The sequence below is a fragment of the Brachybacterium sp. GU-2 genome, assembly GCF_030866705.2.
Classification (GTDB): domain Bacteria; phylum Actinomycetota; class Actinomycetes; order Actinomycetales; family Dermabacteraceae; genus Brachybacterium; species Brachybacterium conglomeratum.
The window spans coordinates 626,320-651,607 of sequence record NZ_CP133037.2 but is presented as its reverse complement, the minus strand read 5'-3'; the positions used below and the strand labels follow the sequence as shown (position 1 = coordinate 651,607).

Genomic DNA, 25,288 nt, shown 5'->3' with positions numbered 1-25,288 from the left:
CATGAGAGCAACCGCAAAGATCTTCTGGATCCTGGGCGCCTTCTTCCTGGCCGTCACGATTGCCTACGGACTGCTTACCGGTACCTTCGATCCGCTAGGCGTTGAGACGGTTGGCTTCCCTGTGATGGTTGCTCTTACGGGCTTGGCGTTCATGATCGGGATGGCTATGAGCCTCGCGGTGCGCAAGAACGACCTGGGCCCTTCAGAGGACATGTATGGCGAGGTCGAGGCGGACGCCGGTGTGCAGGGCAGCTTCAGCCCTTACAGCTGGGCGCCGCTGTGGGCTGCGGTCGGAGCGGGTCTCTGCTTCCTTGGCGTCGCCGCCGGCTGGTGGATCTTCGCCTTCGGCGTCATCTTCGCGATCTACGGCATCCTTCTCTGGGTGCTCGAGTTCTCGCGGGGCCAGCATGCCCACTGACTGCTTTTCGGGGTACTTTCACTGATAGGTGACATCTGTTTTGGCTTCCCTGTTGGATCGCTTGGAGGGGTTTGCACTACGCCCGCTCCCTGCCCGGTAGAGCTCCACGCACATCTCGTGCGGGTGGCCCGTTCCGGTAAGGACGGAGTCAAGATCGCGACGAAGGGGACTGGTGCACGTGGGTGGCACATCATCTGTGGCGCTGAGCAGCATCGCAGGGAAGGATGTACATCATGCCTGCGCCCTATCTCCAGGAGTTCCGTGACAAGGTCCTGCGCGTCGGGAAGAATCGTGAACCTGGCTAGAAGCTTTCTCAGATCCCTCACGACTTCGGGATCCCCGAGTTTTGCCTGACGAACTGGGTGCGCCAGGCCGATGTCGAGGATAGAAACCGTTCGGGGAGGACTCGGGAAGAGTCGAGCGAACTGCGCGACCTTCGTCGTTGGAACCGGTAGCTCGAGCAGCAGAACGAGATCCTCCGCCACGTCGCGGCCTACCTCTCCCAGGCGAACCTGCCGGGAATAGGTTCTGCCTGCTCGTGAGCGAGCTTCGCTGGCGACGGGATTCCTGTCGCGGTGCCCCTTCGGGCCCTGAAGGGCTCTCGCCGACCCTACTACCGCTGGCGGAATCAGCAGGTCACCGAGGCTGAGCTGGTCGAGGCCTACCGCGCCAACGCCCTGTTCAACGAGCACCCCGACGATCGGACCTTCGGCTATCGACCTCTGGCGGACGAGGCTGCGGTCGCCGGGGAGGTGATGTGTCGGCGGACCGTGTGGCGGATTTGCCGGGACAACCAGTGGTTCTTGGCCTTCGGGAAGAAGCGGGGCTAGAGCGGCAGTCGCCCTGACCGCCCCACGATGGCCTCGTCCAACGCGATATCGCCGCCGATGATGTCAGGGAACTATGGATGACTGACATCACGGAACACTCGACCAACGAGGGCAAACTCTACCTCTGCGCAGTCAAGGACGTGTTCTCCGGCCGGATCGTTGGCTACTCGATCAGCGACCGGATGAAGGTCCGCCTCGTGATGAACACCCAACGTCACATCCCACCGTGGAGATGTTGCTGTGTGTACCGTACATTCGGACCGCGGGAGCCAGGGTGGATTCAACTGGTGGACGCAACACCTCAGGTCGAGGAGGGTGTTGATGGGACGACCAGCTGGATGGCTGAAGGAACTCACGGGCCGGTCGGCGATGATCTCGCCAGGCGCCCCGAAGACGCGCCGCAGCATCGAACGCAGGTTCTGGAAAGAGATAGCGACGGGACGCTCCTCGGAGGACGCAGCCGGGAAGGTGGGCGTGTCTGCAGCCGTCGGGGCACGCTGGTTCCGACAAGGTGGCGGCATGAGGACGATCGAACTCACCGAGCCTGGCGGACGTTATCTGTCGTTTCCTGAGCGGGAGGAGATCGCTGTCCTGCACGCTCAGCAGGTGGGCGTGCGCGAGATCGCGCGCAGGATCAACCGCGACCCGGCCACGATCTCGCGCGAGCTGCGTCGAAACGCCGCTACCCGCGGCGGGAAGCTGGAGTACCGGGCCTCGGTCGCGCAGTGGAAGGCGGAGCTGATGGCGCGGAGGCCGAAGACCGCGAAGCTGGTCGCGAACCCGAAACTACGGAACTACGTGCAGGACCGGCTCAGCGGCGATGTGTGCCATCCAGATGGGTCGATCGTGGCCGGGCCGGACGTACCGGCGTGGAAGGGCAGGTCGAAGCCACGCCGGGCCGACCGGCGGTGGGTCACGGCGTGGAGTCCGGAGCAGATCTCACACCGGCTTGAGATCGACTACCCCGAGGATGAGTCCATGCGTATCAGTCACGAGGCGATCTACCAGTCCCTGTTCATCGAGGGCCGGGGCGCGCTCAAGCGAGAACTGGTCGCCTGCCTGCGCACCGGCCGATCTCTGCGGGCGCCCCGAGCCCGGTCGAAGAACAAGCCTCAAGGGCACGTGACCGAGGATGTGGTCCTCAGTGAACGCCCCGCCGAAGCCGCTGACCGCGCCGTGCCAGGACACTGGGAAGGTGACCTGATCATCGGCACGAACCGGTCCGCGATCGGTACCGTCATTGAGCGCAAGAGCCGAGCCACGTTGCTGGTGCACCTGCCTCGGCTGGACGGCTACGGGCAGACACCGCGGGTCAAGAACGGTCCCGCCCTGGCCGGCTACGGCGCTGTGGCGATGAACGCTGCTTTGACTGCCTCGATGACGACCCTGCCGCAGCAGTTGCGCAAGACGCTGACCTGGGACCGCGGCAAGGAGCTGTCTGGGCATGCGCAGTTCACTGTGGAGACGGGCACGAAGGTGTTCTTCGCCGATCCCCACTCGCCGTGGCAGAGGCCCACGAACGAGAACACGAACGGGCTGCTACGTCAGTACTTCCCGAAGGGTACCGATCTCTCACGCTGGACTGTGCAGGACCTCGAAGCGGTCGCGCTGGCAGTCAACAATCGTCCCCGGAAGGTCCTCGGCTGGAAGTCTCCAGCTGAGGTGTTCGCCGAGCAGCTACAGTCACTCGAGCAAGAGGGTGTTGCATCCACCGATTGAATCCACCCTTCAGCCATCCAGCTGGTCGTCCCATCAACACCCTCCTCGACCTGAGGTGTTGCGTCCACCAGTTGAATCCACCCAATATTTTTCTCTCGCCTACTCCGACGCTCTCACGACTGCTGGCGTGAAGGCGTCAGTCGGAACCGCGAGAGGTAGCTACGATAATGCGCTGGCTGACGCGGTGGATGGTCTCTACAAGACCGAGCTCATCTACTCAAGGCGCGTCTGGGGCTCAGTCTCGGACGTGGAGATCGCGACGATGGCCTGGGCCCACTGGTGGAGCACACGCCGGATCCACGAAGTTCTCGGCTACCGCACCCCGGCCGAGGTCGAAGCGACCTACACTCACCCCGCGGCGACCGCGCCCGCGACCGTCTAACCACGGAACGAAACCCAGGGCGCTTCAGCTACGGATGTCTCACCGCGGCCTGCTCGTGATCACTGATGTGAGCGGTCTCGACTTGGAAGGTCGAGTGGTGCACGGCGATGTCGAAGTGGCTGGCGACGCATTCCTTGATGTCGTGGAGCACGTCGGCGGCATGGCCGTCGGTGAAGCATTCGTCCTCCACGACGATGTGCGCGGTGATCGTGGGTAGCCCCGTGGCGACCGTGGAGGCGTGCACGTCGTGGACGTCGGTGACGTGCTCCAGCTCCAGGATGTGCTGGCGGACCTGGTCAAGGTCGAGCCCTTTCGGGGTGAACTCCATGAGCACAGCCGTGGTCTCGCGCATGAGAGTGAAGGCACGCGGGACGATGAGGGCGGCGATGAACAATCCTGCGATGGCGTCGGCCTGCTGAAAGCCTGTGGTGGCGATCACGATCGCCGCGACGATCACACCGAGAGACCCCAAAGCGTCGTTGAGGACTTCGAGGAACGCCGCGCGCATGTTGAAGTTCGCGCCCCTACTGGAGGACAGGACGGCGATGGCGACGATGTTCGCGAGCAGGCCGACGATGCCGAAGATCAGCAGCTCGGTGGCGGGCACCTCCGGCGGCTCGAACAAGCGGCGGATGCCTTCGATCGCGGCGTAGGTGCCGACCACGAGCAGCAGGGTCGCCTGCCCCAGTGCGGCGATGACCTCGATCCGGCGGAAGCCCCACGTGCGCCGTGAGGTGGTGGGCTTGAGCATCAACGTGGCGGCGATGAGCGCGACGAGCAGGCCCGAGGCGTCAGTGATCGCATGCGCGGTGTCCGTCAGCAGTGCGAGGCTCCCGGTGAGGATCGAACCCGCAGCCTGGGCCACGACGATAGTCGCGGTGATGCCGAAGGCGATCCACAGTCGCGCACGGAAGTCGCCGGGGTGTCCTCCCACCTCCTCGACTGCGGGCCCGTGACTGTGTCCAGTACTCATCTGGCACCCACTCCCGGAGTGAAGGCGAGAATGATTGTCATGCTGCTCGATGTCATCGTCATACAGCGATGTTACATAGACAACCCAACCATGCGCAACGTGCTCGACTTGGTGAACAGTCGTGACTATTATTGCCGAATGGCGATGACATCCCTGGAGGACCAGGTGCGGATGCACGGCATCGACCCCGGAGCCGTCACGGCGGATGCGATGATGCCGGCGGCGAGCCTTTTCCATAGCTTCAGCGACCCGAACCGGCTGATCATCCTCCATCATTTGCAGCTCGGTGAGCACCGCGTGGTTGACCTCACCCAGCACTTGGGTCTGTCGCAGAGCACGGTCTCGAAGCATCTGATATGTCTACGCGACACCGGTATGGTCACCGTCCGCCCCGAGGGGCGCGCCTCGGTCTATTCCCTCGCGCACTCGGAGGCGCTGATCGATCTGCTCTCCGCGGCCGAGAGGCTTCTCGGACTCACCGGCGACGGCGTGATTCTGTGCACGCTACACGGCTCGGATATCGTTTCGCCGCGCTCGTAGTCGGTACGCACGCGATCTGCCAAGCCGACGAGACCCCTGCTGTCGGCATGGCCTTTCGGCATCCCCGGGCCGAAGTGGGAGAACCACGGCATGAAGTGGAGGCGGCGACCATGTGGCGCTCTTCGAAAGGCGATCGGAGGCGCCCGGCGCCGAGGCGACGTCGTGGGACTGCGCATAGTCGGGCGCAGCCCCGCTCTCGTCGCGGCGGCCGTCACGTTCGGCGCTCTCCGCGCCCGCAGCGATGCTCGTGCCAGTGAGAGTAGACCCGTTGGGACGGGACTGATGTCAGCTGGGGTTAGGTCGCCAGGCTGACGGTCGGGTTCATGATGGTCTCGTACTCGATGGGGGGTGTCCCTATGTTCCGAGTCAAGCCGCGAGGGCGGCTGGCTCGGGTGTCGGGGCGTTGGTGGGTGGCTGGTAGTAGGTGCCGTCGCGGAGCATGGCGAAGATGACGTTGCAGCGGCGGCGTGCCAGGCAGATCACGGCGGCGTTGTGGCGCTTGCCCTGGGCTCGTTTCCGATCGTAGTAAGCCTTGGAGATCGGGTCGTGGTTCGAGGCGACCCAGGCGGAGTAGAACAGTGCGTTCTTCAGTCGTTTGTTGCCTGATCGAGCGGGAAACTCCCCGCGGATCGAGGTTCCGGATCTTCGCGTGACCGGCGCGATGCCGGCATAGGCCGCGAGGTGGCCCGGGGTCTCGAACGCGGAACCGTCGCCAATGTTCAAGAGGATCTGAGCGGCGGTCTTGATGCCGATCCCCGGCATACTCATCAAGACCGAGGCGAGAGGGAAGTCCTCCAACATGCCCTCGACCTCCCTGGCCACGGTCGCTCGCTGTTCCTTGAGTTCCTTGACCTGACCAGCGACTCTGGGGATCACGAGCTCCACTGCTGCGGTCGCAGGAACGATGACGGTCTGCTCTCCGAGCGCCGTGAAGATCTGATCGACCAGTGCTTCGGGACTCCGGCGGGAATGGGACCGGGCGAACCGGAGAACCTTGCCACGGCCAGCAGTCTTGAGCCCGGTGGGGCCGCCGAACTTCTCCAGCAGATCCAGCACCAGTGTCGTGGAAAAGCTGCCACCGACGAAGACGCGCTCGAGTGCGGGATGGATCTGCGTGAGCAGCGACCGGATCCGATTCAGCGCCCTCGTGGTCTCGTGCGCGAGGTCTTCATCGAAGCCGGCCAGGACTTTCAGGGCGGAGAGGATCTCGTTGTCTCGATCGACCTGCCGCAACGTGTGAGGCATAGTCCGAGCGGTGTCGGCGATGATGAACGCGTCGCGTGCATCGGTCTTTGACCTGCCGGGATACAGATCCGCGGCTTTCCTCATCGCCAACCCGGCGAGGTAGGCGACGGTGCAGCCAGTGTCTCGGGCGACGGCGATCGGTAGCGTCCCGATGGTGTTGGGCTGATCGACCACCATCAACACTTCGCCGTGGTTCTGCAGCTGAGTGAACAGCTCGCGGAGCTTGGTCTCGTCCTGCGGGAGGGGCTTATCGAACAGCTTGTTCCCCTCCGGGTCGAGCGCGCACGCGTGGTGAGCGGTCTTCCCGACGTCCAGGCCGACGACGACCGCGAATCGTGTGTTCATGATGCTGTCCTTCCTTGGAGCATCATCGCTGGTCGCAGTCCTGACACCCGATGCCGGCACCCACGTTACGAAGAGACCTCAGCAGTGCTGGGCCGTGTCCCTATCAGCGGTCAACGCGTGTCTCTCGACCGGGCGGCAACACCCCCCGGACCATTGATGGCAGGGCAACATAGCCATACCCGGCCGAGCGACCAGACCCCGTCCATCGGGGTGCTCACAAGGTAACGGGCTTGCAGCGGTGCCGCAGGCACTACGCCGCGAACCTCGTGGCCGTGGCGCCGAAGAGCATGTGGTCGGCGGTGAAAGCGATGCTGCACGGCGTCTATGACCAGCCCGACGCCGCAATGGTGAACGCCCAGTTCGACCGACTGCTGGACTATGTCAGCGAGAAGCTTTCGGCCGTGGCAGAGCGCCTCGACGCGGCCCGCGCGGACCTCCTCGCGTTCACAGTGTTCCCCAAGGACGTGTGGGGCCAGATCTGGTCGAACAACCCCACCGAACGGCTGAACAAGGAGATCCGCCGCCGCACGGACTCTGTCGGCATCTTCCCCACCCGCGAGGCGATCGTCCGTCTTGTCGGCGCGGTCCTGGCCGAACAGGCCGACGAGTGGGCCGAAGGACCCCGCTATCTCGGCCTCGACGTTCTCACTCGCTGCCGCCTCACTCTCGTCCCTGACACCAGCACCGAGGAGGTCACCACTAACCCCCTGCCCGCACTGACCGCCTGCCCTCTCAGCAAAGGATCGCTACACCACTTCCAGGGACTTGACCCGGCGGGTCCATAGTTGCACGGAGTTGGACGCGCTCGTCCGCGCTGAGGACACCAGGTGTGCGCTGGTCGGCACCGCCACCTTCATCAGGGCAAGAGCCCATTGGCTGCGCCTTCGCTGGATCGAACGCCGCGCCGCGATCGCCGGAGGCGTCTTCGCTGCATGCTTCCCGTTGCGTTGCCCGCGCCATGAACAGCCGCGATGGAGGCGCTGGACTTCCGCGTCTTCACCACCCGCAGAACCACGAGCGACGTGCAGCCCGTCGTCGAAGGGGACTGCACGTCGCTCAGCGCTGTTGGGGTCAGCGGAAGGTGATGAAGGTGGGGTTGCCCCAGATCGTGCGCTCGGTGACGGCGCCGGGGGATCGACCCGCATCGACGACCTTGTCGCCGCCTGCGTAGATTCCCATGTGGCCGGGCCACACGACGATGTCGCCTGGCTGGGCCTCGGACTTGGAGATCTGGGTCGCCGCGGCGACCTGCTGGCCGGAGGTGCGGGGGAGGTCGATGCCGACCTGCTTGTAGGCGTACTGGGTCAGGCCGGAGCAGTCGAAGCTCACGCCCGGCTTGCTCGAGCCCCAGGAGTAGGAGGCGCCGATCTGGGTGCGCGCGGCGTCGACGATCGCCTCACCACTGCTGGAGGACGAGGATGCGCCCTGGGTCGGGACGGAGGTGCCTGCGCCGCCGACGGACGCGCCGCCATTGAGTGAGCCGCGGGTTTCGGGGCCTACGACGCCGTCGACCTGGAGGCCGTTGTCTCGCTGGTAGTCCTTCACCGCGCCGTGGGTGAGCTTCCCGAACTTGCCGTCCACAGCAAGCGAGGCGCCCTCCTTGTTCAGCGCGGACTGGAGCTTCTCGACCGAAGATCCCTGGGAGCCCCAGCGGAGCTTCTTCGAGGAATGGAGCGCCTTGGCCGGGGTCGGGGCGGCGGGCGCAGCAGCCGGCGAGGCCACGGCGGGGGTGGACGCGGGGACAGCAGGGGCTGCCTGGGCGGTGCCGCCAGCGAAGGCGGAGCCGAGCAGCACGGTGCCGAGGACGGCCGCGCCTCCGGTGCCACGCAGGGCGCGTCCGCTGTGGCGGAGGGGGGTGATTGCGCGGCCAGGCGCGCGGTGGGAATTGCTCGTGGCCATGAATGTTCTCCGTGATGATCCCCGAAGTGTTCGGGGAGATTCGGGCATTGGGTCGCGGCAACGCAAAAGCAGTGCAAGTATCGGGAAGAAACTCTCGTACCTCGTAACCGGTAAGACCAACATACCGACGGGCGCGGGCTTGGGGAACACTCGAGGGAGACCTTGGCTGATGACTTCACCAGTTCTTGAACCGAGGACGCATCGGCCCGAGTCTCCATACGTTCTCTTTACTTGAGTCCGGCGTCTCGGTGGTGTGTGTGTCACGTCGGTCGTCCGACGCCCGGGCTCTGTACTGCGAAACGTTCTCGGCAGGTGGCGCCAAAGGCTCCGCGGGGTTCACACGGCTGGCTGGAACGTGGCGATGGAGCCTTGCAGGTGATCCATCCAGGTGGCCCACGTCCCGGTGAGAAGAAGGAGTCCGATGGTGATCAACAGCGCGCCGGAGAGAATCCCGAGGAGTCGTCGGTGTCGCGAAAGGGCCCTGCTCACGCCCATCGCCTTGTCGAGAAGGAGGGCGCTGATCACGAAGGGGATGCCTAGGCCAAGGGAGTACGCGAGAGCTAGGACGGCACCGCGTGTCGCTCCGGAGCCCTCTGCTCCTGAGTCGAGGGAGAGGGCGATGATCGCGGCGTACGTGGGGCCGATGCACGGGGTCCAGCTGAGCCCGAAGACGAACCCGAGCAGCGGGGCGCCCAGGAGGCCTGCGTCGGGCCGTCTCTTCGTGACCCGGATGTTCCCTGAAAACCGAGGCAGGGCACCCATGAAAATGATTCCCATGAAGATGACGATGAGGCCGGCGATGCGGTTGATCCATTCGGCGTGAGCTTGAAGCAGGTATCCCATCGCCCCGGCGAATCCGCCGAGAGCCATGAAAACTACTGTGAATCCCGCAACAAATAGAGCGCTGCCTCCCAGCATTCGTCCAGTTCCCGCTCGGTAAGCCTCACCTCGAGCGGTTTTCCGGCCAGTACCTGGATCCTTGCGGGGTGATGCAGATATCCCCGTGTTCTGGCCCGCGAGCCCGGAGACGTAGCCGAGGTAGCCGGGCACGATTGGCAGCACGCACGGTGAGAGGAACGCGATCAGTCCCGCGATCGCCGCCACCGCGACTGCCAGCATGAGAGAGCCCGACAGGGCGATCGACTGGAAGGTCTCAGCGAGTCCGCCCCCGCTCACTCGGCAGCCTCTTCGAGAACGCCGTCGAGCATCGCACGCAGGATCGAGGGATCGATCGCTCCGGAGATCCGGCCAGCGACCCGCCCATCGTGATCGAGGACGAGGGTCGTGGGGACGGCATTGGGTGCGACATGTCCACGAAGCTGGTACAGGATCTCGGACTGCTGATCGGGGATTGAGGGGTAGGTGATGCCGTAGTTCTCCTCGAAGGCCTGGGCGGGCCCCGCCTCGTCGCGGAGGTTGATGCCGATGAATACGACGCCCTGGTCGGTGTACTCCTCATGGATGGCTTGGAGGTCAGGTGCCTCGACCCGGCACGGTGGGCAGGAGGCATACCATACGTTCACCACGAGCACGTTGCCGAGGTGCTCGATCGAGTCGAACTCGTCGCCGTCGTAGGTGGTCCCGGAGAACTCCACTGGCTCCGTACGGTCGGCGGGAGCGATCTCTGTGGTGACACCGTTGCCGGAGACGTATCCGGAGTTCTCGGAGTCGTAGCGGTCGCTGGTGTCCTCGCTGCTGCAGGCCGTGGCCAGGCCGATGGCTGCAGCGAGCCCTGTGGCATGGAGCAGCTGCCGCCGAGAGCGGGAGCGCATGGACGTACTCCTTCCGGTCGAGGGGGACGGACAGATGAGTGGGGAGGGGTCAGAGCACCGTGGACCAGTAGTCCCAGAATCCCATTGCGATGAGAGACAAGATCACGAGGTACCAGGCCACGAGCACCGGGAGCCGGAACTCGATCAGTAGCGAAACGGTTCGACGCGTGACGGGTGCGGCCCCGCGGGTCCAGCGGCGCAGGTGGTGGAGGGTGGTGAACCAGAACAGGGGGATCGTCACCGCCCACACGACCATGCAGTAGGGGCATAGCGCCCCGATCTCGTACAGGCTCTGGCCGATCAGCCAATGCACGAACAGCATCGCGAACGTGACACCGACCTGAATGACCACGCTCATCCAGCGCGCCATGCGGGCACCAGCCAGGAAAGCTGTGCCTAGGGCCAAGACGGCGGAGAATCCGGCGATGCCGAGGATCGGATTGGGAATGCCGAAGGCCGAGGCCTGAGGGGTGGACATCACTGATCCGCAGGACAGGACCGGGTTGAGGCTGCAGGAGGGGACGTAGGCGGGGTCCTCGATCAGCGCGATCTTCTCGACCAGCAGCACGACGGCCATCACCAGGCCTATTCCCCCGGTGATCGTGAACAACAGGCCGAGACCGAGGCGCGGCCGAGTTTCTGCATCGGTCACGATGTCCCCCCGTGACGCCTCTCCGGCGCCAGACGCGGTCGACACCGCCTCAGCCCTCGAGAGCGGTATCGAGAGGGTTCGTGAGGTCCTCGACACGGGTGGGCTCCAGCGGCTTCCCGTCGACGAAGAACGTGGGGGTGCCGGTCACGCCGAGAGCCTCGGCGTCCGCGGCGCTCTGTTCAATGCGCTGGGTCGTGGCGGGGTCGTCGTAGACCTGCTCGAACCGCTCCATGTCCAGCCCGATCTCCTCCGCGTAGGAGAAGAAGAGTTCACGCTGGGACGTCTCCTGGTGTCCCCACTCGGTAGCATTGTCGAACAGGGCCTTGTACATCGCCTCGAACTCGCCCTGCTCCTTCGCAGCCTCCGCGGCCTGGGCAGCCTCGACAGAGTTTCCATGCAGTGGCAGGTACCGCACCACAAAGGTGACACGGTCTCCATACTCGGCGCGGAGCTCCTCGACGGTGGGGTACAGGGAAAGGCATGCTTCGCACTCGAAATCGAGGTACTCCACGAAGACGACGTCGCTGCTTCCCTCCGAGAGTCGGGGGCTGTCCTCTCGAACGAGCTGAGAGGTCGGTGCATCCGACGCGTCTTCATCCGCTGTCGTGTCGCGCCCGGTGTCGGGGACGATGAGGAATCCCGCGAGCATCAGCGCCGCGACGGCAAGCAGTCCGATGGTCAGTTTTGTGCTGCGGCGCATTCGGCGGCCTCTCGGGTGGGGGGCGTCTCGCGGTTATCCTGCCCGGCGCGGCTGGGTGTCCCCTGCGAGTGCACTCCCTCGGCCCGCGCGGCGCGCATGCCGTTCGCGATGACGACCACCTCGGCCACCTCGTGCACAAGCACCACGGCAGCGAGTCCCAGCACTCCGAAGAGGGCCAGCGGGAACAGCACCACGATGATCGCCAGCGCGAGGCCGATGTTCCCCGTCATGATGCGACGTCCCCGACGAGCATGGGCCAAGGCTGCGGGGAGCTGGCGCAGGTCCGTGCCGGTGAACGCGACGTCGGCCGACTCCACCGCAGCGGCCGTCCCGGTCACTCCCATGGCGATGCCGACGCTTGCTGAAGCGAGCGCGGGAGCATCGTTGATGCCGTCGCCGATCATCGCGGTTGGGCTCTGTGCGGTCAGATGGCGGATATGGGAGGCCTTATCGGTGGGCAGCTGCTCTGCGTGGACCTCGTCGATCCCGGCTTCTGCGGCGATCGCCCGGGCCGTCAGCTCATTGTCGCCGGTGAGCATCACGGTGCGGATCCCCTGGGCGTGCAGGGCGGCAACGGCCTCGGCCGCATCAGCGCGCAACTCGTCGCGGATCCCGATCGCGCCGATCACCTGGGAGTCCTCCTCGACCATGACCACGCTCATGCCCTGGGAGGCCATGTCTCGAGTCTGGTCCCCGAGAGCACCTGGGGTGATCCAGCGAGGACTTCCCGCGCGCACCACGCCTCCCCGGATCGTGCCGGTGATGCCGTGACCGGGAATCTCCTGGACGTCGTCGGCCTGCACCGACGAACCGGAAGCGGCAGTGAGGATTGCGGTGGCCAGCGGGTGGGTGCTGACGGACTCAAGTGCCGCGGCGATTGCGAGAACATCAAGATCGCTGTGCCCCTCGGTGACGGCGACATCCACTACGCACGGCTGGTTGCGGGTGAGGGTGCCTGTCTTGTCCAGGGCCACGGTGCGGATCGTGCCGAGCTGCTCGAAAGCGGCGCCGGACTTGATGACCACACCGAGCTTGCTGGCAGAGCCGATCGAGGAAATGACGGTCACCGGGACGGCGATCGCGAGAGCGCAGGGAGAAGCGGCCACCAGCACCACCAGAGCGCGTTCGACCCAGGTCATCGGATCACCTGTGACGACGCCGACGAGGGCGACGAGCACGGCGACCACGAGCACCGTGGGAACCAGGGGCCGAGCGATGCGGTCGGCGAGGCGTGCCCGCTCGCCCTTGGCGGCGTGGGCCTGGTCGACCAGGCGCACGATCTGGGTGAGGGAGTTGTCGCGTCCGTCTGCCGTGGCCCGTAGCGAGATCGAGCCGGAGCCGTTCACGGAGCCGGCATGAACTTCATCCCCGGGCCCCACCTCGACGGGGATGGATTCCCCAGTGATCGCCGAGGTGTCCACCCATGAGCGACCGGTCTCGACAACGCCGTCAGTGGCCACGCGATCGCCGGCACCCAGCAGGAGCACATCCCCGGCGCTGACCTCTGCGGCGGGAACGGTCCGAGGCCCGTCGGGCCGCCGGACCCGGGCGGTCTCCGGCATCAGGGCGAGCAACGCGCGGAGACCCTGCTTCGCACGGTCCATCGAACGGTCCTCGAGCGCCTCGGCCAGGGAGAACAGGAACGCGAGAGCCGCCGCCTCACCGACGTGACCGAGCAGCACAGCCCCGCTTGCAGCGATCGTCATCAGCAGACCCACACCAAGCCGGCCCCGGCCGCGACCCTGCACAAGGCGCCGCAACGTGCCGGGCACGAACGTCCAGGCCCCGGCAAGGAGGGCCAGGACATGCACGACCAGGGCCGCCAGCTCGAAGTTCGCCCAGTCGATTAGCAGACCGGCGACCCACAGGACCCCGGCAGTAACGGGAAGCAGAAGGGAGCGGTCGCGCCACCAAGGCGTCGAACGCTCTACCTCAAGCGGCTCGCCGATTGGTGCCGGGGCAGTGCTCCCACAGCACGCATCCCCGTCCTCCGCTGGTTGCGACGCCGTTGCGGGGCCGCAGCAGGGTTCCCCATCGGGGGCCGGAGGTGGTGAGAAAGCAAGCGGAGTCCGGGTAGTAGCAGCGGGACGGGCGGGGCCGCAGCACTCATCGCTCATCTGGCGATCTCCTCAGCGGCGGGGATAGGGGAGTTGCAGCACAGAGGGACGTCACAGTCCGAGTCGGTGCAAGGGGCGCCGTCGTCGACGGCGAGCACGGTCTCGACCAGCGCGGAAAGCGCCCGGGAGAGGTGCCCATCGGCGATCTCGTAGCGGGTGCGCCGACCCTCAGGTGTCGCCACCACGATCCCGCATCCACGCAGGCAGGAGAGGTGATTGGAGACGTTCGTGCGGCTCAGCGACAGCTCATCGGCGAGGGCTGCTGGATAGCTCGGACGATCGAGAAGAAAGAGCAGGATGCGCGATCTCGTGGGGTCGGCCATGGCGCGGCCAAGCCGATTCATCACATCGAGCTGCGTAGCTATAGTCAGCATGCGGTGACCATACAGTGTGCAGTGACCAGTCAGCAAGCGATGACCAGTAGTGGCGACCTCTCTCCCCGCCGCCGCAGTTCTCATGTAGATGGCCGTGTTGCTGCAGCCCTCTAGCTTGGCCGGGCGATTCTCAGGATGAGCACGGTACACCGCGGCGGGTTACTCGCATGAATGATCGGATCTGGTGGAGTGGTCTAGTGCCCTTCCTTACCTTCGTGTCGGCCGGAGTGAGGTGACGTTCTGGAGTCGGAGGCTGTTGTGGACCACGAAGACGGAGGAGAGGGACATTGCAGCGGCAGCGATCAGGGGGTTCAGCAGACCGGCGGCGGCGATCGGGATGGCCGCGATGTTGTAGGCGAAGGCCCAGATCAGGTTGGTGCGGATGGTGCGGTGGGTGGCGCGGGCGAGGGTGATGGCGTCGGCGATCGAGTAGAGATCATCCCGGACGAGGATGATGTCGGCCGACTTCAGGGCGACGTCGGTGCCGGTGACGATCCCGAGCCCGAGGTCGGCGGCCGCGAGGGCGGGAGCGTCGTTGATGCCGTCGCCGACCATGGCGACCCGGTGCCCCTCGTCCTGGAGCTGCTCGATCACGGCGACCTTCTCCGTGGGGAGGACGCCGGCACGGACTTCCGGGATCCCGAGAGAGTCGGCGACCCGCTCGGCGGCTGCCGGAGTGTCTCCCGTCAGCAGTACAGTTCGCAGCCCGAGCTCGTGCAGCGCGGCGACGGCCTCCGCGGCGTCCTCCTTCATCACGTCGGAGAGCGTGATCACCCCGATCGCCTCCGTGCCCCGTGCGACCAGCGCGGTGGAGTGCCCTGCCCTTTCGGCATCTGCGACGGTCTGCGCCAGCGCTTCGCCGACGTGGGCGCCGAGCTCGCGCAGGAAGGCCCGGCTGCCGACAGCGATGCTCTCCCCGTCGATCGTGGCGCTAATCCCGTGGCCGGGGGAAACGATGTGATCGGTAGCTGTCGGGATGTCGGCGACCATGGTCGCGGCGCGGGTGCGGAGTGCTTCGGCGACGGCATGTTCGGAAGCCGCTTCGACGCCGGCAGCCAGGCGCATGAGCTGCTCTGCGGTGACCCCGTCTGCATGGATGCTGACGACGCGCGGGGCGCCGAGCGTGAGGGTTCCGGTCTTGTCCAGGACGACGGTGGTGACCTTGCCGCTGGCTTCCAGCGCGTCCTGTCCCTTGACCAGGACCCCAAGCAGCGCGCCGCGCCCGACGCCGACCATGAGCGCGGTAGGGGTGGCGAGGCCGAGGGCGCAGGGACAGGCGATGATCAGCACGCTGATCCCGTTGGTCACCGCAGTGGACACGTCAGCGCCGGCGAGGAGCCAGGCGAGTGCGACGAGCACGGTGAGGATGAGGACGACGGGGACGAACACGCGCACCACCGCGTCGACGAGGTGCTGGACCTGGGCCTTGCGGATCTGCGCTTGCTCTGCGATCGCGGCCATCTGCGCGAGCTGTGTGTGGGCACCCACTCGAGTCGCCTCGAGGGCGAGGATCCCGTCCGTGGAGACGGAGCCGCCGATGACCTCGTCGCCCGGACCGACCGTGCGGTGGAGGGATTCTCCGGTCATGGCGCCCGTGTCGAGGGAGGCGGTGCCCTCGATGACCCGGCCGTCGGCGGCGATCGTCTCGCCGGGGCGTACGAGCACGATGTCGCCGGTGCGGAGCTCCTCGACCGGCACCATCGTCTCGACCCCGTCTCGTCGGCGGCGGGCCTCTCGTGCCCCGAGGGCGGACAGCGCGCTGAGCACGTCGCCGGCGCGGCGCCGGCTGCGGGTCTCGAAGTAGCGGCCTGCGAGCTGGAAGGTCGTCAGTCCCGCGGCGACGTCGAGGTACAGGGCGTTGGCGCCGTCGGGGACCTCTCCGATGCCGAGCCACACGCCGTCGCTGGGCTCGATCCCGGCGATCATCGCGACGAGGGCCCAGCCGAACGAGGTGACGATGCCGAGGGAGACCAGGGTGTCCATGCTGACGGAGCGGTTCTGCAGGTTCCGCCAGGCGGCCCGGTGGAAGGGCCAGGCCGCCCACGTGACCACGGGGACCGCGAGGAGGACGCACAGCAGCTCCCAGCCGGGGAACCGCCACTGCTCCACGAGTGCGAGGGCGATGGTGAGGTCCATCAGCGGAACGGTGAGCAAAGCTGCGGTGATGAGCCTGCGCCGCAGGGTCACGATGCGATTCTCGTTGGCGCGGCGCGACCACTCGTCGTCCTGGTCGTCGTGCTCGGCCGCGTCGTAGCCGGCGCCGCGGATGACCTCGACCGCCTGAGCCGGGGAGGCGATGCCCGTGACGACGGCGCGCTCGGTGGCGTAGTTGACGGTGGCGCTGACGCCGTCGAGCTTGTTGAGCTTCCGCTCGATGCGGTTCGCGCACGCCGCGCAGGTCATCCCGGAGATGTCGAAGGTGTACCGCTCCTCCAGGGAGAGGGCTGGCGGGGCGGCCAGGGCGGTGGGGGTGTGGTTCATCGTGTGCGCTCCCTGTCCGAGAGTTTCTTGAGCATGTCGTTGTAGGCGTCGAACTCGGTGTCCAGGCCGCGGTCGAGGTGCCGATCCCGTCGGCGGGCCTCCTTGTCGTCCTGACGCGCCCATTGGATGCACAGTGCGACGATTGCGATGATCAGAGGGATCTCCCCGCCTGCCCAGGCCACCGCGCCTGCTGTCTGCTGGGAGCGCTCGAGGTCCGCCCAGGGCAGAGCCAGAGATCGGTAGTAGTTCTCTGCGAACAACGAAGGGGCCGAGATGATCGCGACGCCGAAGAAGGCGTGGAAGGGCATCGCAGCGAAGGTGTAGCCGAGCTTCCCGATGTGCGGCAGGGGCCGCGGGGGACGGTCCACGCCGATGATCAGGCTGTAGTACGCGTACCCCGTGGCCAGGAAGTGGAGGTTCATCAGCTGGTGTGCCCAGTGAACACTCATCATCGTCTCGAACAGGGGGGTGAAGTACAGGCCGTAGTAGGAGCCGATGAAGATAATGAACACGAACGCCGGGTGGTACAGGACGCGCAGCAGTCGCCAGTGCAGGATCTGCGTCACCCAGGAGTGCACGCCCGCCCGCCGTCGATCCACGCGCGCGGTACGCAGGACCAGAGTGATCACCCCGCCCTGGACCAGGAGGATCGGAGCGAGCATGGACAGGCTCATATGCACCACCATGTGCACGCCGAAGTCCGGGGCGGAGTACTTCCCGAACCCGGAGCTCGTGGCCGCGAGGACGACCAGCCAGCCGCCGCACCACAACAGCACGCGGCTGATCGGCCAGCTCGTGCCGCGCCGGCGCAGGGCGATCACCATCGCGAGATAGAACGCGATACCGGCGACCGCGAGGACGGCGAACAGCAGGTTGAGCCGCCACGTGCTCATCAGCGTCCCGAGGGTTGGCGCATCCGGGACTTCGAACCCCATGAACACCTGCGGGATGCTCGTGGGCACGAAGTACTGCGGCGGCGGAATGCGAGTCATCGCCGCACCGATCGCCACCCACATGATGATCAGCAGGGCCGGGACCGCCATCCTGTGCACGCTCCGGCGCTGCATGACCACGAGCGCCACTATGAGCGCGACCAGCAGCGCCAAACGCACTAGAGCGAGGACACCGGTCACTGAGCCCCAAGGGGTGGTGCCGGCGAGCTTGAACCACGTCACCACCAGCTCCGTCACAAGCACGACAGCCGCCCCCACCAAGCCCATGCGGGAAACGCGTCCCACTAACAGGGGCAGCCGTCCACCCTCGTCATGACGGATGACCTGCAATGCCGCAGTGACGAGGATCGGGCCCAGCAACACCCCACCCGCGATGACCTGAAGTGCACCAGCATCTCCACCGATGTCGTGGTCCGGGCCGACGAGGATCTGCCCCACCACCACCGGCGCCAATGCGCCGACGATTCCCGCCCACAGACCCGGCAGCAGCGTTGTCCAGCGTGTACCCCAGTAGGAGCACAGCCACAGGACCAGGGCCCCGACCAGTGTGACGGTCCATGCCCGGGGCATGTAGCCGAACATGTAGAGCGGCCCAAACGATCCCGGCTCCAAGAGACGGCCCATCCCGAGGCCGTTGGACTCGGGCGCCGAGACGATCACGTTCGCCGCCGCCAGTACGACCCACGCGCCCGAAGCCCAGGTAAGGAGGGTCAGGTCGGGGCCGAACCGCACACTGCTTGCCGAGCGGATAGAGCGCGGATGCAGAAACAGCACCGCGACGACGGCGCCCAGGGAGACCAGTGCTGCGAGATCGGCTGCGCCACGCAGACCTGCAGCTACCACGGCTGTCCCGAGCCCGGGGAACTCCCGGTGTATGTCCTCATAGACGGCCGGGCCGCTGAGCAGGTTCGCTGCCACCGCGGGTAGCGCCGCTAGGAGGAGCGAGCCCACCGCCAGGAGTACTACTCTCTGCTTCACCTCACCGAATCTACAAGATGTCGAGTACGCAGCACGAGATGGCCGCTCATGCTGTTGCTGACGTCTCCCGCACGCATCTCAACGCTGCTTTCGCTGCAGTCTCTGCCCCGGAAGGGAAGCCACCAGTACCCTCCCCTGCGGCAGAGGGTAAGTCCTGTGGAGCGCTCGAACGCGAGCGGCACGAACTTCCAGCTCGCGGGAGGGGGCGAGGTGATGGAGTGCGACGAGGGCGTCGTGCAGATGGGCGGGGCCGACCTTCTCGGCAGCGACATCGTCGGCCGCCAGCTCGGTGAGCAGCATGATCCGTGAAGCAAGCTCTCGTCGCAGCCGGGACCTCTTGGGCAGGCACGCTACGTGCCACGCTCCGACCCCCCTCACCAGCGCGTGAAGCTGATCGAGATGTGCTGCTTCGTGGGCGAGAACCGCGGACAGGTAGGAGGGCGGAAGCGCGTGCCGAACGGCGCGCGAGACGAAGATCGACGGCGTCGCGCCCGGGACGGCCACCGCGACATAGCGAGAATCCTCGATCTCGACCACGGCAACAGCGCCGACCTGCCAGGAGTCCGTTCGGCGGCGCGAGAGCATTTCCGCGACGCTCGGCCGCTCGTCATCATCCTTGCCGGGATCGACCCTGCCCAGGTGGGCGAGCGATCCCACGATCCCTAGCCCCTCGAGACCGGCCCAGGCGATGAACGTGAGAGCAAGCCCCTCGGCCGCAGCGCTCGCGGAGCTCGCCGACAGGGAGAGCGCGGCCGCCAGGAGAATGGACGCGATCGCGATGACCAGCCCAACAACACCAACCGAGGCCCACACCATCAGCGCCCGCCGGGGATGGCGGATCTGCCACCTCCCACGGGATACGAGGTACGCGGAGAGCGGGCATGCAATCAGGCCAGCCAGCAACGGCCCGACCACGGTCCAGACCATCAGCGACCTCGGCGAGACCGCCGTGACGTGATCGCATCCATCACCAGATCAAGGTCGGACTCAGAGAGGTTGTCGGTGAACGCCATCAGCGCATCCTCACGATCGTGAGCGTCATCGAGGACCTCAACCATGTCCGCGGCATGCGCCTGCGCACTGCTCACGACCGCTTCGAAGGTCACGCGCCGAGGTGACCGGGCTCGGCGAGAAACCATCCCCTTCGCCTCGAGCCGGGAGAGCACTGTCAGAACCGTGGTCTGCGCTGGCGCGGGATCCTCAAAAGATGCCTGGATCGCTCTCGCGCTAAGGGAGCCGGTGGAAGTCCATAAAGCTCGCATCACCAGTGCCTCCAGTGCGCCGGAGGATCGAGACCTCACTCCCGCCATCTCGTCACCACTCCCTCCCCGTGTAACGCCTCAGTCCGAGTACCGTACCGCGCACGGGTGTCGCCGTACATCTCTAATTCTACTTCCTGTAGAGTCCAGTGCTGTGATCGAGTCTCCCTGGTCATTCGTGCTGACCGCCATCTTCCTCGCAACGGCCGTGTTCTGCGCAGTTCACCTCGCACAGAGCCGCGGCGCTTCCGCCGCAGTGATCACTGGGTCAGTGCATTCCTCCCATCATGGGCCGGTGGCGACGGCGGTGCACGTCAACCATCTCGTGATGAGCCTGGCGATGCTGCTGATGGTGTGGCGGCCGGTCGGCACGGCCGGGACCTGGATCCAGGTCGCCCTCTTCGCGCTCTTCACCGTCGTGATGCTGCTCGGCCTCCCCACTGTCCACGGGGTGAGTGAGCGCGTGGGGGTGGTTAACCACGTGGTGCTCAACTCCGTGATGATCTGGATGCTGCTGGCGATGCCCCTGCTGATGGGCCACGCCATGGGCGGCTCCGCCGATGCGCACGCCGGACACCACGGCGGCGGGACCGGGGACGAGATGGCGATGGAGATGGCGCCGGCCCCTGCCTGGGCGGAGGCAGTCAACTGGGGGGCCGTCGTGCTCAGCGCCGTGATCACCACGTGGTGGCTCGTGCGCTTGCTCCGCGATCCGGGGCACCGCGCCCACTCGGCCTGCCACCTCCTGATGGCCGCAGGAATGGCGCTCATGCTCGCCCTCATGTGAACCCGGCCCACGCCACCTCTCCGTCACAGCGAAAGGCTCGACCCGATGGCCACCCAAGCCTCGCCCCGCCCCACCGGTGGCAACACCTCTCGCCCGCGCCGACTGCGCGATGAGCTGCGAGAGCTCACGCTCCGCCTGCACTTCTACGTGGGGCTGTTCATTGCGCCGTTCCTCCTGGTCGCCGCGGCGACCGGGATCCTGTACGCGCTGACCCCGCAGATCGAACAGGTCGTCTACGACAAGGAACTCCACGCCAGTGCCCCGGCCGGGCGGCGCGGAGCGAGGTCACAGACGGCACGATCACGCAGATCCGTCCGCCCAAGGATGCCGAGTCCACCACGCGCGTCACGTTCGATTCCCCCTCGGCTCGCGAGGATCGCCAGCTCACCGCGTTCGTCGACCCCTATACCGGGGAGGTGACCGGCGTGCTGAACACCTTCGGGGAGTGGCTGCCGCTGCGGACCTGGTTCGACGATCTCCACCGCAATCTCCACCTCGGGGACGCCGGCCGCTGGTACAGCGAAGTCGCGGCCAGCTGGCTGTGGGTCCTCGCCCTCAGCGGACTCACCCTCTGGGTCACACGTAAAGTCCGCACTCGCTCTGCACGCGCCTACCTCCTGCCCCAGCGTAAGGGACCGCAGCGCCAACGCTCCATAAGCCTCCACGCCACCATCGGCGTCTGGGCCGCTATCGGAACGTTCTTCCTCTCCGCCACCGGACTGACCTGGTCCCAATTCGCGGGCGGCAACGTCAGCGCACTGCGCCAGAGCCTGAGCTGGTCAACGCCCTACCTCTCCTCCGAGGCGGCAACCACCACCCCGATCGCAGAAACCGAAGTGCCTGCCACCGCGCAGAGCGTGCTCGAGGCGGCCCGCCAAGAGGGCCTGACCGACCCGGTAGCGATCACCCCCAGCACCGACGGAGGAGCGTGGCTCGTCTCCCAGGTGCAGCGATCATGGCCCCTGAAGCAGGACTCCATGGCGATCGACCCCACCTCCGAAGCTGTCGTCGGGAGCGTGCGCTTCGCCGACTGGCCCGTTGCCGGGAAGCTCGCCGAAGCTGGGATTTCCTTCCACATGGGCATCCTTTTCGGCTGGCCCAACCAGCTCCTGCTCATCGCCATCGCCGGTGCGGTAATCGCGCTCATCGTGATCGGGTACCGCATGTGGTGGCGACGCCGCCCCAAGCCGCCACGCACAGGCCTCCCTCGCCCTCTCGGTCGTCGCGTCGACACCGCGGCGGCCTACGGCATCCTCATCGCGATCGCTGCGGTCGTCGGCCTCGCCCTCCCCCTCCTCGGAGTCACGCTCCTCGCCTTCATCGCGCTCGACCTCACCCGAAGGATCGTCCCGGGAATGGACAGCGCGAGAAAGAATGAGTCCGCATGAGCTCGCTCCCGGCGCGTTAGGACGTAGTCCGCACGCCCCATCCGCAGTCTGAGGGGATCTCACAGTGAATCGGCCCAGGTCTGGTGCCGCTGCTGTTTGAGTCCGGAAGGATGGACAGGCACCCGTGGAAGATCGATCCCCAGCTGCGCGCGAGGTGCGTTCGGCTCGTCAGGGAGCACCTCCAGGAGTACCGGGACTGATGCGCGATCAGGTGTCAGCTGGGGTTAGGCCGCCAGTCTGACGGTCGGGTTCATGATGGTCTCGTACTCGATAGGGGTCAATCGGCTCAGGCGGGCCTGTCGGCGACGACGGTGGTAGGTCCGCTCGATCCAGGTGATGATCGCGATCCGCAGTTCCTCTCTGGTCCTCCAGCGCTTTCGATCCAAGACGTTCTTCTGGAGCAGTGCGAAGAAGGATTCCATGGGTGTGTCCCTTAGCCTCGATCTTTCACGGTGCTGCTGAGCGGCAGTGTCGGGCGTCGTGGCCGATGTCCGTAGCTGATTCTGGCATCGGGGTGTGACGGTCCGCCGCGTGTCGGTCGCGGTGGTCGGGCGTCCAGTGCCAGAGGTCCTCCGGGAGGGTGGTCAGTGACGAGTCGCGGGGTCTATCCAGCGGGGGCGCGCAAGTCAGCGAGGCGGGCGTGGCCGGCCTGGACGATCCCGGCCCAGATCGACCGGTCCGAGAGGTGCAGGACCCGCTGACGGGCATGACGTGCGATAGCCGCGGGGATCTGGAACAGGCGGTGGCGCAAACGCTTGGGCTCCCACCGCCGAGCGGGCTGGTCGGCGTAGCCGAGCAGCCCCATCCAGGCAGTGATCTCGCTGGCCAGAGCCACGATCTGGCACCAGATCCGGTTCTGCGCGAAGGACGTCAGGGGCAGGTTCCGCAGGCCCATATCCTTCGCGACGCGGATCCTGTCCTCGCAGCGGGCACGGCGGCGGTGCCGGACTTCGAGGTCCGCCAGCTGACCTTGCGTGGTGTTGGTCGCGAACGCCGTGAGCCGGTATCCATCGACGTCATCGAACCGTAGCTGAGCACCGGGATGCGGGCGCTCGCGACGGACAATCACTCGCATCCCCTCCGGCCAGTCCTCATCAAGATCGAGCAGCCTGGTCAGTTCAGCGACGTCCGCTCCCTCCCGCACCTCGCCATCAGAGTTGTAGGCGGGTTCCCAGACGTGCTTGGGGATCAGGCCGAACAGCTCCGGCGTGTTCGCGGGCAAGGTGAACCCGACCGAGTACGAGACCCGCCGCTTCACCAGCTCCTGGAGCGTCTTCTTCGTCCCGCCGGCCCCATCGATCCGGACCAGCACCTTCCGCCCCGGCCGGGATCCCATCCCCACCTGCGTCAGTGCATCGGCGATCACGCTCTTATGGTCCGCTGCGGTGTTCGAGCCAGCATTCCCGGGACGCAGGAGGCAGGTCAGCATCTCCCCGGACCCGTCGGTGCCATGGTCGACGAACGCGAGCAACGGATGGAATCCGAAGCCCTTCTTGAACGTTGGCCGCGCGAATTCCTTCTCGCTGTGAGACGTCACCAGCGATGCGTCCAGGTCTATGACCAGGGGATTCTTTGCCGTCGCGCCAGCGCCAGGCGCATGATCGCCGGGTCAAGTCCCTGGAAGTGGTGTAGCGATCCTTCGCTGATTGGTCAGGCGGTGAGGGCGGGCAGGGCGTCGGTGGCGACCTCCTCGGGGCTGGTGTCGGGGACGATGCTGAGGCGGCAGCGGGCGAGGACGTCGAGGCCGAGGTAGCGGCGTCCTTCGGCCCACTCGTCGGTCTGTTCGGCCAGGACCGCGCCGACGAGGCGGACGATCGCTTCGCGGGTCGGGAAGATCCCCACGGAGTCGGTGCGGCGGCGGATCTCCTTGTTCAGCCGTTCGGTGGGGTTGTTCGACCAGATCTGGACCCACACGTCTTTCGGGAACGCCGTGAACGCGAGGAGATCGGCGCGGGCCGCGTCGAGGTGGTCGGCCACGGCCGGGAGCTTCTCGCTGACGTAGTCCAGCAGCCGCTCGAACTGGCCGTTCACCGCTGCTGCGTCGGGCTGGTCATAGACGCTGTGCAGCATCGCTTTCACCGCCGGCCACATGCTCTTCGGCGTCACGGCCATGAGGTTCGCGGCGTAGTGGGTGCGGCACCGCTGCCAGGCCGCGCCAGGCAGGTGCGCAGCGATCGCCTCGACTAGGCCGGCGTGCGCGTCGCTGGTGACCAGGCGGACTCCGGCGAGGCCGCGAGCGACGAGGTCAGCGAAGAAGCTGTTCCAGGCCGCTCCGGTCTCGCTGGTCGCGACCCTCATTCCCAGGACCTCGCGGTGCCCGTCTCCGTTGACGCCGGTGGCGAGCAGGACGACGGCGTTGGTCACGCGCCCGCCCTCACGCACTTTCATGGTCAGGGCGTCGGCGGAGACGAACGTGAACGGCCCGGCCTCGTCCAGGGGGCGGTGGCGGAACTGCTCGACGTGCTCGTCCAACGACTCCGCCATCCTGCTGACCTGCGACTTCGAGAGCGAGTTGATGCCGAGAGTCTTCACGAGCTTGTCCATGCGGCGGGTGGAGACGCCGGCGAGGTAGCAGTCTGCAACGACCGTGATCAGCGCGGACTCGGCGCGTTTGCGCCGCTCGAGCAGCCAGTCGGGGAAGTAGGTGCCGGTGCGGAGCTTGGGGACTGCGACGTCGATCGTGCCAACTCGGGTGTCGAGGTCGCGGTGGCGGTAGCCGTTGCGCTGCGCGACCCGGCCGCTGCTGGGGCGGCCGTACTCCGCGCCGGCAACGGCATCAGCGTCCGCGGAGAGCAGGGTATTGATCACGTCCTGGAGCAGGCTGCGCATCAGATCCGGGGACGCCTCGGCCAGGGCTTCACCAAGCAGGCCGGAAGGGTCGACAATATGGGGTGCGGTCATCGTGATGACTCCGTTCGAGAGTGCTGTGGAAGGTTCACTCGAAGGATCACACGGTGGCCGCGCCCACGTCCGAGACGATCACGGGGCCACCGCGCTACACCACTATGCGGGACTCAACTGATCGCCGGCCAGGGCCCAAGCGTTCTTACGGGCTCTGCGACGGGCGCCGCTGATGGCCTGTTCGACCTTGTCGACGTCACCGGCCAGGGTCGTGAGCAGCCTGGAGATTGTCGGATCCGAGGCCACGGGTCCATACACATCCGGCTCCGCTCGGAGCGTCGCGACGTCGGCCAGGCAGTCTCCACCGACCGCGAGCATGAGCGCGAGATCCGTGAGGATCTTCCCCGGATCATGACGCGAGAACTGCTTCCGCCACGGCGCCAGCGCCCTCGACAGCTCGGCAACCAGACCCGTCGCGCGGACGGTCTCGGTCAGCAACATACCGCCGGCCTGACCGACCGCGGACACCGGCGCGACGTCAACATGAGGACGTGGATACAACCCGGTAGTTTTCACCCTGAAGGTGCTCCTTGAACTGCGACGAACTGGACTCTAGACAAGCCCTATTCTTCCAG

Annotated in this window: 22 protein-coding genes and 4 pseudogenes; 9 read left to right on the top strand and 17 right to left on the bottom strand. The window is 66.4% G+C overall.

Translation table 11 applies throughout. From position 1 onward, the window contains the following. Position 1: 1 nt before the first annotated feature. The 5 genes from RBL05_RS03050 to RBL05_RS03035 all read left to right on the top strand — a co-directional run bounded on the left by RBL05_RS03050 (position 2) and on the right by RBL05_RS03035 (position 3,349). Complete coding sequence (locus RBL05_RS03050) at positions 2-418, top strand: cytochrome c oxidase subunit 4 (RefSeq protein WP_010552350.1); 417 nt, start codon at positions 2-4, stop codon at positions 416-418. Between the two features lie 575 nt (positions 419-993). Continuing rightward, complete coding sequence (locus tag RBL05_RS03045) at positions 994-1,248, top strand: hypothetical protein (RefSeq protein ID WP_010552349.1); 255 nt, start codon at positions 994-996, stop codon at positions 1,246-1,248. 77 nt (positions 1,249-1,325) lie between these two features. Continuing rightward, entirely contained in the window at positions 1,326-1,820 is a 495-nt protein-coding gene (locus RBL05_RS16900) for a hypothetical protein (RefSeq protein WP_375545031.1), read from the top strand. Continuing rightward, entirely contained in the window at positions 1,768-2,967 is a 1,200-nt protein-coding gene (locus tag RBL05_RS03040) for an IS30 family transposase (RefSeq protein ID WP_263312366.1), read from the top strand. The genes RBL05_RS16900 and RBL05_RS03040 overlap by 53 nt, the downstream gene beginning before the upstream one ends. Further along, the gene (locus tag RBL05_RS03035) at positions 2,948-3,349 is read left to right on the top strand and encodes an integrase core domain-containing protein (protein WP_282081617.1); all 402 of its coding nucleotides are present in this window, start codon (positions 2,948-2,950) and stop codon (positions 3,347-3,349) included. Before RBL05_RS03040 ends, RBL05_RS03035 begins: the two co-directional genes overlap by 20 nt. A 28-nt stretch (positions 3,350-3,377) precedes the next feature. Here the strand turns inward: RBL05_RS03035 and RBL05_RS03030 are convergent, their stop codons facing one another. Then, entirely contained in the window at positions 3,378-4,322 is a 945-nt protein-coding gene (locus tag RBL05_RS03030) for a cation diffusion facilitator family transporter (protein WP_010552432.1), read from the bottom strand. 39 nt (positions 4,323-4,361) lie between these two features. Between RBL05_RS03030 and RBL05_RS03025 the strand changes: the two genes are divergently transcribed. After that, positions 4,362-4,862, top strand: a complete 501-nt coding sequence (locus tag RBL05_RS03025; RefSeq protein ID WP_306609787.1) for an ArsR/SmtB family transcription factor — start codon at positions 4,362-4,364, stop codon at positions 4,860-4,862. 366 nt (positions 4,863-5,228) lie between these two features. Here RBL05_RS03025 and RBL05_RS03020 read toward each other — a convergent pair whose 3' ends face one another. Next, entirely contained in the window at positions 5,229-6,452 is a 1,224-nt protein-coding gene (locus RBL05_RS03020; protein WP_053917217.1) for an IS110 family transposase, read from the bottom strand. 233 nt (positions 6,453-6,685) lie between these two features. Here RBL05_RS03020 and RBL05_RS03015 point away from each other — a divergent pair. Beyond that, positions 6,686-7,237 (top strand): annotated as a pseudogene (locus tag RBL05_RS03015) (transposase); the annotation flags it as partial. Positions 7,238-7,523: 286 nt separating this feature from the next. On the opposite strand, the gene RBL05_RS03010 reads toward RBL05_RS03015, so the two are convergent. From RBL05_RS03010 to RBL05_RS02960, 11 genes are all read right to left on the bottom strand, one after another. After that, positions 7,524-8,351 (bottom strand): C40 family peptidase, encoded by an 828-nt coding sequence (locus RBL05_RS03010; RefSeq protein WP_010552334.1) that lies wholly within the window; start codon positions 8,349-8,351, stop codon positions 7,524-7,526. A 336-nt stretch (positions 8,352-8,687) separates the two neighbouring features. Beyond that, complete coding sequence (locus RBL05_RS03005; protein WP_029361016.1) at positions 8,688-9,527, bottom strand: cytochrome c biogenesis CcdA family protein; 840 nt, start codon at positions 9,525-9,527, stop codon at positions 8,688-8,690. Then, the gene (locus RBL05_RS03000) at positions 9,524-10,123 is read right to left on the bottom strand and encodes a TlpA family protein disulfide reductase (protein ID WP_010552336.1); all 600 of its coding nucleotides are present in this window, start codon (positions 10,121-10,123) and stop codon (positions 9,524-9,526) included. Before RBL05_RS03000 ends, RBL05_RS03005 begins: the two co-directional genes overlap by 4 nt. A 49-nt stretch (positions 10,124-10,172) precedes the next feature. Continuing rightward, positions 10,173-10,820, bottom strand: coding sequence for a vitamin K epoxide reductase family protein (locus tag RBL05_RS02995; protein ID WP_412523778.1), 648 nt, complete (start codon positions 10,818-10,820; stop codon positions 10,173-10,175). 4 nt (positions 10,821-10,824) lie between these two features. Continuing rightward, a complete protein-coding gene (locus RBL05_RS02990; protein ID WP_010552338.1) occupies positions 10,825-11,475 on the bottom strand; it encodes a DsbA family protein in 651 nt (216 codons plus the stop codon). Then, positions 11,454-13,181: a heavy metal translocating P-type ATPase gene (locus RBL05_RS02985; RefSeq protein WP_306609766.1), complete on the bottom strand. Its 1,728-nt coding sequence runs from the start codon at positions 13,179-13,181 to the stop codon at positions 11,454-11,456. The genes RBL05_RS02990 and RBL05_RS02985 overlap by 22 nt, the downstream gene beginning before the upstream one ends. Positions 13,182-13,588: 407 nt before the next feature. Continuing rightward, positions 13,589-13,966, bottom strand: coding sequence for a Cd(II)/Pb(II)-sensing metalloregulatory transcriptional regulator CmtR (cmtR, locus tag RBL05_RS02980; RefSeq protein ID WP_010552340.1), 378 nt, complete (start codon positions 13,964-13,966; stop codon positions 13,589-13,591). 207 nt (positions 13,967-14,173) lie between these two features. Continuing rightward, a complete protein-coding gene (locus tag RBL05_RS02975; RefSeq protein WP_010552341.1) occupies positions 14,174-16,447 on the bottom strand; it encodes a heavy metal translocating P-type ATPase in 2,274 nt (757 codons plus the stop codon). Continuing rightward, entirely contained in the window at positions 16,444-18,378 is a 1,935-nt protein-coding gene (locus RBL05_RS02970) for a cytochrome c oxidase assembly protein (protein ID WP_100199821.1), read from the bottom strand. The genes RBL05_RS02975 and RBL05_RS02970 overlap by 4 nt, the downstream gene beginning before the upstream one ends. 78 nt (positions 18,379-18,456) lie before the next feature. After that, positions 18,457-19,305 (bottom strand): hypothetical protein, encoded by an 849-nt coding sequence (locus RBL05_RS02965; protein ID WP_010552343.1) that lies wholly within the window; start codon positions 19,303-19,305, stop codon positions 18,457-18,459. Continuing rightward, positions 19,305-19,640: a BlaI/MecI/CopY family transcriptional regulator gene (locus tag RBL05_RS02960; protein WP_234695669.1), complete on the bottom strand. Its 336-nt coding sequence runs from the start codon at positions 19,638-19,640 to the stop codon at positions 19,305-19,307. The genes RBL05_RS02965 and RBL05_RS02960 overlap by 1 nt, the downstream gene beginning before the upstream one ends. Positions 19,641-19,932: 292 nt before the next feature. On the opposite strand from RBL05_RS02960, the gene RBL05_RS02955 reads away from it, so the two are divergent. Next, positions 19,933-20,424, top strand: coding sequence for a DUF5134 domain-containing protein (locus tag RBL05_RS02955; protein WP_318604071.1), 492 nt, complete (start codon positions 19,933-19,935; stop codon positions 20,422-20,424). 45 nt (positions 20,425-20,469) lie between these two features. Continuing rightward, a pseudogene (locus RBL05_RS02950) lies at positions 20,470-21,812 on the top strand (PepSY-associated TM helix domain-containing protein). A 224-nt stretch (positions 21,813-22,036) separates the two neighbouring features. On the opposite strand, the pseudogene RBL05_RS02945 reads toward RBL05_RS02950, so the two are convergent. The 4 genes and pseudogenes from RBL05_RS02945 to RBL05_RS02930 form a co-directional block, all read right to left on the bottom strand. Beyond that, positions 22,037-22,234: pseudogene (locus RBL05_RS02945) on the bottom strand (IS3 family transposase); the annotation flags it as partial. Positions 22,235-22,416: 182 nt separating this feature from the next. After that, positions 22,417-23,418, bottom strand: a pseudogene (locus tag RBL05_RS02940) (IS1380 family transposase); the annotation flags it as partial. Between the two features lie 44 nt (positions 23,419-23,462). Then, positions 23,463-24,713, bottom strand: a complete 1,251-nt coding sequence (locus tag RBL05_RS02935; protein WP_122940988.1) for an IS256 family transposase — start codon at positions 24,711-24,713, stop codon at positions 23,463-23,465. A gap of 102 nt (positions 24,714-24,815) precedes the next feature. Beyond that, the gene (locus RBL05_RS02930; RefSeq protein ID WP_204365790.1) at positions 24,816-25,154 is read right to left on the bottom strand and encodes a transposase; all 339 of its coding nucleotides are present in this window, start codon (positions 25,152-25,154) and stop codon (positions 24,816-24,818) included. Positions 25,155-25,288 lie beyond the last annotated feature (134 nt).

What these genes read in the sequence shown, in the direction of transcription:
- RBL05_RS03000 (WP_010552336.1), bottom strand. Translation starts at nt 10,123, where the DNA reads ATGCGCTCCCGCTCTCGGCGGCAGCTGCTCCATGCCACAGGGCTCGCT.
- RBL05_RS02930 (WP_204365790.1), bottom strand. Translation starts at nt 25,154, where the DNA reads ATGTTGCTGACCGAGACCGTCCGCGCGACGGGTCTGGTTGCCGAGCTG.
- RBL05_RS02990 (WP_010552338.1), bottom strand. Translation starts at nt 11,475, where the DNA reads ATGCGCCGCAGCACAAAACTGACCATCGGACTGCTTGCCGTCGCGGCG.
- RBL05_RS02965 (WP_010552343.1), bottom strand. Translation starts at nt 19,305, where the DNA reads ATGGTCTGGACCGTGGTCGGGCCGTTGCTGGCTGGCCTGATTGCATGC.
- RBL05_RS02975 (WP_010552341.1), bottom strand. Translation starts at nt 16,447, where the DNA reads ATGAACCACACCCCCACCGCCCTGGCCGCCCCGCCAGCCCTCTCCCTG.
- RBL05_RS02960 (WP_234695669.1), bottom strand. Translation starts at nt 19,640, where the DNA reads ATGCGAGCTTTATGGACTTCCACCGGCTCCCTTAGCGCGAGAGCGATC.
- cmtR (WP_010552340.1), bottom strand. Translation starts at nt 13,966, where the DNA reads ATGCTGACTATAGCTACGCAGCTCGATGTGATGAATCGGCTTGGCCGC.
- RBL05_RS03040 (WP_263312366.1), top strand. Translation starts at nt 1,768, where the DNA reads ATGAGGACGATCGAACTCACCGAGCCTGGCGGACGTTATCTGTCGTTT.
- RBL05_RS16900 (WP_375545031.1), top strand. Translation starts at nt 1,326, where the DNA reads ATGACTGACATCACGGAACACTCGACCAACGAGGGCAAACTCTACCTC.
- RBL05_RS02985 (WP_306609766.1), bottom strand. Translation starts at nt 13,181, where the DNA reads ATGACGATCGCTGCAAGCGGGGCTGTGCTGCTCGGTCACGTCGGTGAG.
- RBL05_RS02935 (WP_122940988.1), bottom strand. Translation starts at nt 24,713, where the DNA reads ATGACCGCACCCCATATTGTCGACCCTTCCGGCCTGCTTGGTGAAGCC.
- RBL05_RS03030 (WP_010552432.1), bottom strand. Translation starts at nt 4,322, where the DNA reads ATGAGTACTGGACACAGTCACGGGCCCGCAGTCGAGGAGGTGGGAGGA.
- RBL05_RS03025 (WP_306609787.1), top strand. Translation starts at nt 4,362, where the DNA reads ATGCTGCTCGATGTCATCGTCATACAGCGATGTTACATAGACAACCCA.
- RBL05_RS03020 (WP_053917217.1), bottom strand. Translation starts at nt 6,452, where the DNA reads ATGAACACACGATTCGCGGTCGTCGTCGGCCTGGACGTCGGGAAGACC.
- RBL05_RS03010 (WP_010552334.1), bottom strand. Translation starts at nt 8,351, where the DNA reads ATGGCCACGAGCAATTCCCACCGCGCGCCTGGCCGCGCAATCACCCCC.
- RBL05_RS03050 (WP_010552350.1), top strand. Translation starts at nt 2, where the DNA reads ATGAGAGCAACCGCAAAGATCTTCTGGATCCTGGGCGCCTTCTTCCTG.